We start from the raw sequence: 5,841 nt of genomic DNA, 5'->3' as shown, positions 1-5,841 counted from the left end.
CCGCCGAGGGCGCGCACCAGGGCTTTCACGCTGGCGAGCCCGATCCCTTCCCCCGGCTGGTCCTGCGCACCGGCCCGCCGGAACAGTTCGAAGACGCGGGCATGGTCCTTCGGGGCGATGCCCCGGCCGTTATCGGCGACGGCGAACCGGACGCGATTGCCCGGAGCCGGCTTGGCCGTGATCCTGATCGATCCGGGCCGGGCGGGATCGAGGTACTTCACCGCGTTGTCGATCAGATTGCCGAAGACCTGTTCGATGGCGAGGCGGTCGGCGACGATCCCGGGCAGGTCCTGCGCCACCGTCACCGTCGCGCCCCTGCGGTCGGCCTGGTGACGCTGCGCGTCGGCGATACCGCGGATCAGGGCCGTCATGTCGAGCGGCTCGGGCGCGAATCGGCGCCGGCCCTCCCGTGACAGCTTCAGGATGGCCGCGATCAGGCGCTCCATCTTGACGATCGCCGCCTGGATGAAGCCGAGAGCTTCGCCCATCTCCTCGTCGATCCGCTGCGCCTGGGGATGGTCGCGCAGCAGGGCGCGCACCTCCTCGCGGGTCGCCTCCAGCTCGCTGGTGAAACCCATCACGTTGACGAGCGGCGCGCGCAGATCGTGGCTGACGATATAGGCGTAGCGCTGGATCTCGTCGTTCGACTCGCGCAGCTCGGCCTCCGCCTCACGCTGCTCGGTGATGTCGGTATGGACGCCGACCCATTCGCGGATGGCGCCGTGTGCGTCGAGTACCGGCACCGCGCGGATCGAGAAATGGCGCCACAGGCCGTCGCGGGCGCGCACCCGGTGCTCGTGGATGAAGGTGCGGCGGGCGGCGACCGTCGCGTTCCAGGCCGCGATGCTGGCTTCCCGGTCGTCCGGATGAACGGCCTCCGACCAGCCGAACCCCTGGTACTCGTCCCGGCTTTGTCCCGTCAGCGCCGCCCAGCCCGGTTGCTCGCCGGCCATCCGGCCCTGCGGATCGTTGGTCCAGAGCACACCGCGCACCGCCTGCACCGCTGCCCGGAAGCGCTCCTCGCTCGCCCGCAGCTCTTCCTGAATCCGCTGCTGATCGACCGCCGAGGCGAGCATGGCGAGGAACAGGATCACGAAGGTCGCCCCGGCCACGTAGAGGGCGAGGTTCTGTTGATCGACACGGGTCGCGGCGACATGCGCCGCGTGGGCGCTGGCCTGTTCGGCGCTGAAGGTCGCCGCCGCCATGCCGGTGTAATGCATGCCGGCCACGGCAATGCCCATGACGAGGGCCGCTGCCATCTTCTGCCAGACATTCGTCGGCCTGAAGGTGAGCCAGAGGGCGACGCTGGCGGCAGCGGCGGCGATGCCGACCGAGAGCGCCACCACCGGAAGGCTGTAGGCGAAATGGCCGGGCACCCGCATCGCGGCCATGCCGGTGTAATGCATGGAGGCGATCCCGACCCCCATGACCGGCCCGGCGATGAGCACATCCCGGGGGCCGGCCCGGCTGCGGCCGACCCAAGCCAGGGCGGCGCCGGTGACGCCGATGGCGATGAGCAGGGAGGCGAGCGTGACATCGAGGTCATAGGCTGCGGGCAGCCCCATCTCGAAGGCCAGCATGCCCACGAAATGCATCGACCAGATGCCGCCGCCCATCGCCAGGGCGGCGCCGAGCAGCCAGACCCAGCGCAGGCCGGAGGCAGAGGAACGCACGCGCCCGCCGAGGTCGAGCGCCGTGTAGGAAGCCAGCACGGCGATGGCGATCGAGAGCGCCACCAGGGCCGTATTGTAGCCGGTATGGATCATCGTCAGCGCGTCTCGGAACCCGTCGTCTCTCGTTCGCACCCGGTCTGGAGCAGGGGTACCGCCGGATCCCTGCGTGCGGGGAGAAGGAGAACACGCCAGCCGGGCGGGACGCATGCGCCCGAGATTGCTATAGGTTATCGATCCAGGCTCCCCGACGCCATCGGCGACGGACACGGAATCCGCTTGATCGGAGCGGGTTCCGTCTCAGCCAGCCGGCGCGGCGTTTGAGCGAAGCCCACATCCGCCATCCCGAAGGGATCAACCGGATTTGATACGACACGGCTTCCCAATCGGTATGGGGCAGCGACGCGGCGCAGCACCCCTGATATGGGAGACCACCTTAGGTAGGTGCCGGATGCCGCTGTGCCGCGAACCCTGCATAATGCGACGGCCTATGCGATCGAGTGTTGAATGCGAATGCGGCAGACCAGACCGGATCGCCTCGACGGCCCGCTGATCATGTCGGCAGCGGTCCGACCGCCGGCCTATGATGCGAGAGCCCAGAATTTGCGTGACTTCTCCGCGGGGACCGAGGACACGCTCCGCAACGGTTCTGCGGGAGGGCTGAGCATCGATCCCCTGTCGCGCAAGCTGGCTTCTTTCGTGGACCTGACCTCCAGTGACCACGCCGCCCTGGAAGACCTCGCAGCCGCAGGCCGCCGCTTCCCGGCGCAGACACCGATCCTGCATCAATCCGACGTTCCGGACAGCGCGATCCTGGTGCTCGAAGGGTTCGCCTGCCGCTACAAGTTCCTGCCGAACGGCCGGCGCCAGATCACCGCTTATCTCCTGCCCGGCGACCTGTTCGATCTCGATCTCGAATTCCGCCTTCCGGTGGATTGTGCCCTGGCGACGCTGACGGTCTGCCGGCTCACCACCATCCCGCGCGCCGATTACGAGGATCTGATCAGGCGGCGCCCGCGCATCGCCCGCGCCCTGCGGATGGCGAAGCTGACGGAGATGGCGACCCTGCGCGAATGGGTGACGAATCTCGGATCCCGCTCCGGCCCCGAGCGTCTGGCGCATTTCTTGTGCGAGATGCTGATGCGCCTGCAGAAAGCCGGTCTCGCCTCCGAGAACCAGTACAGCTTCCCGATCACGCAGGCCGACCTCGCCGACACGCTCGGCATGTCCTGTGTCCATATCAACCGCGTCATGCAGAAGCTGCGCCGCGATGGGCTGATCGAACTCACCGGCCGCAAGCTGACGATTCTGAAGCCGGACGGATTGAGCACGCTCGCCGAATACGACGCATCCTATCTCGAACCCGCCGCGGTTCCGCTGCACGCGGCCTCCGGAGACCGCCCGGCCGCCTGAACCGGCGAAGGCCACGTCTCGCGCCTCAGCAGGACGGATCCGGGATGTCGTCGCGCTTCAGAGGATAGTGGTCGGTCGCACGCCCGCCTCGGCCGCCATCAGCACGGCTTCCGGCAGGGTCCGCGCCCCGAGAATCTCCATGACATGGGACCGATGGATCTCGACGGTCCGAGGGCTGAGGCCCAGGGCGCGACCGATCGTCTTGTTGGTGCCACCCGCCAGCAACCCTTCCAGCACTTCCCGCTCCCGGGCGGACAGAGCCGCGATGCGCGCCCTGGTTTCGTCGTGGGCGCGGCTGCGCTCGGTGTCGGTGCGCAGGTCGGCGAGCGTGGCGGCGACGGCGGTCAGCAGCGCCATGGGCTGCCAGGGCTTCTCGAGATAATCGACGGCCCCGGCCTTCATGGCGCGGACCCCGACGCCGACATCGCCATGGCTGCTGCCGAGCACGAGCACGGGCAGGTTGAGGCGCTCGGCCTTGAGGGAGCGTGCCACAGTGAGGCTGTCCGGGCCCGCCGCCTCGATGTCGAGGACGACGCAGCCGGGCTGCAGGGAGGCGGCGACCTCCGCCAGAGCGGCCGCGTTGTCGAAGATCTGCATTTCGTAGCCGGCCGGCTGAAGCAGGGCGATCAGCCCCTGCCGCGCCGCGCCGTCCTCGGCGACGAGGTAGACCCGTGCACCGGTATGGCCCGTCACATCCTCGGCGATGCCGCCGATGCGGCGGATACGGCCGTCTTCGCCGCGGATCGGGAAGAACGTGTCGCGGATCCGTCGCACCGCCCCGTCTCCCGGACGCACGATGCGATATTCCAGCACGACGAGTTCGCCCCCGCTGACCCGTTCCACCGTCCGGTCGGCGCTGTCACGATCGTCGGGGTGGATCGTCTCGAGCCAGTGGTCGATGCTGACCAGCGCCTCCGGCGCCATGCCCCAGACCGGTTGAAAGGCGCGGCTGATGTAGTCGACGCTCCGGCTCTCGAGATCGGCGAGCCAGAGGACGTTGGTCGAGTGTTCGGCGAAGCGCCGGAACCGCTCCTCGCTCTCGCGCAGGCTCGCCTCGGACCGCTTGCGCTCCGTGATGTCGAGGGCCACTCCGGTGAAGCCGGTGGGCCGACCGTCCTCGAACAGGGTGCGGCCATGGCTGGAGACCCAGCGCTCGATCCCGTCGCCGATCCCGATGACCCGATACTCGACGTGGTAGATGCCGTCGCCCGAAGGATCGCGGCAGCGGGCGATCGCCTCCTCTACCCGCGGCCGGTCCTCGGCGTGGATCGCGGACAGCCAGAGTTCCTGATCGATGGAAGCCTCCGGCGTGAGGCCCCACATCGCCTTGAGACGCGTGTCCCAGAGCAGCGTACCCTTCTCCAGATCCCAGCTATAGGACGACAACCCTGCCAGATCGATGGCGGCCTGGAGACGGGCCTCGCTCTGTCGCAGCGCGTCCTCCGTCCGCTTGATCTCCTGCCTCTCCTCGACGAGGAGGATGACGGCGGGCTCCTCCCCGCTGGCCGATGCCCACCGGCCGGTTCCGCCCGGGTCGCCCGGAACCGGCAGGGCGCTGACCCGATTCCAGTGGTCGGCGCCGTCCTCCATCCGGCGAAGGACGTGCGCACCGATGACGGTTTCCCCGTGCAGGGCCCGCGTGAACGGGTCGTCCGGCCTTGCGGAATCACCGTCTCCCGCTGCGTTTCCGGTCCAGTACACGCGTCCATCGCGGTCGGCGGAGAGCGGGCGGTCCTGTGTCAGGAAGCGACGCAGGCCGGCATTCGTCACGAGCGCCCGGCCGTCCGACGCGAACAGGCCGGCGCCGATCGGCAGATGCTCGATCAGAGCGGTTAGGATGGCGTTTCGCTCCCTCGCCGCCCCCGCCTCTTCGCGGAGGCGGAGCCCCGCCACGGTCGGTTTGCGCTCGGCGTCGAGGTGCAGGCCAATCAGGTTCGCGAATTGCCGGAACATGCCCCGAATGCCCGGAGTATCGAGCTTGGCCGGGTCCGGTCCGAGGGCGCAGAGGGTTCCGAAGACGTCTCCGTCCGCCCACAGGATCGGGAAGGAGATGTAGCTGCGATAACCGTACCGCTCCGGTGCCGGATGATCGCGGTAGGATTTGTCCGCGAGGACATCGTCGATGACGATCGGCCGTCGGAGGCGGCGAACCTCGTCGCAGAGCGTCGTCTCGGCACGCAGCGTGTCGCTGGCGGTGATGCCGCAGCCAATCTCATCCTGAACCCGGCAGGCAATCCAGTCGTCATCGGTCACCCGGGCGACGGCGGCGAAGCCCAGGCCGGTGGAGCGGCAGATGATCTCCAGCATCGCCGGTATCGCCGCGATCTGCTTTACCGCGAGGAGATCGGCCGAGAGGATCGGTGCGGTGTCGAGGCTGGCCGCACAGAGGGTCATCGGACGCACTCCTGCCCGCGTCGCACGTCGCCAGAACCTGCGCCCTGTCGAGACATGCCGGGTCGTTCTCCCACGGTCGAGGCTGGATGCAGATCAGGGCGCGCCGGGCCGAAGGAAACGTCCTTCCGCCGTGGGAACCCGCATGGTTTCGACGGCCGAGGGCGGCGATACCATCCCTTGCGGTCGCTCCCACGGCCGGACGGTGCTCGAACCTCGGCACAAGCGCGCATCGGCCATGTTAGCGTAGGCGGGGCCGACGGAGATATCGGCGGCGGTTCGACGGAACATGGTCTGTCAATCTTCGATCCTCACCCTCCTATGGTGCCGGATGGACGGAATACGATCACTAAGAGTCAGGGACAAA

3 protein-coding genes are annotated in these 5,841 nt (G+C 68.4%); 1 reads left to right on the top strand and 2 read right to left on the bottom strand.

Annotated features, from left to right (window positions below; all coding sequences use genetic code 11):
* On the bottom strand, positions 1 to 1,766 hold a 1,766-nt coding region (locus tag MZTS_RS04685), incomplete at its 3' end, for a sensor histidine kinase (RefSeq protein ID WP_192282168.1).
* 507 nt (positions 1,767 to 2,273) lie between these two features.
* On the opposite strand from MZTS_RS04685, the gene MZTS_RS04680 reads away from it, so the two are divergent.
* Entirely contained in the window at positions 2,274 to 3,083 is an 810-nt protein-coding gene (locus MZTS_RS04680; RefSeq protein ID WP_246481995.1) for a Crp/Fnr family transcriptional regulator, read from the top strand.
* 57 nt (positions 3,084 to 3,140) lie between these two features.
* On the opposite strand, the gene MZTS_RS04675 is transcribed toward MZTS_RS04680, so the two are convergent.
* The gene (locus MZTS_RS04675) at positions 3,141 to 5,477 is read right to left on the bottom strand and encodes a PAS domain S-box protein (RefSeq protein WP_009867046.1); all 2,337 of its coding nucleotides are present in this window, start codon (positions 5,475 to 5,477) and stop codon (positions 3,141 to 3,143) included.
* Positions 5,478 to 5,841 lie beyond the last annotated feature (364 nt).

The organism is Methylorubrum zatmanii, assembly GCF_014845115.1.
GTDB lineage: Bacteria > Pseudomonadota > Alphaproteobacteria > Rhizobiales > Beijerinckiaceae > Methylobacterium > Methylobacterium zatmanii.
This window is presented reverse-complemented; position numbering and strand designations above follow the sequence as displayed.

Bases quoted from the DNA above. Each gene is read 5' to 3' on its own strand.
- MZTS_RS04675 (WP_009867046.1), bottom strand. From the start codon at position 5,477: ATGACCCTCTGTGCGGCCAGCCTCGACACCGCACCGATCCTCTCGGCC.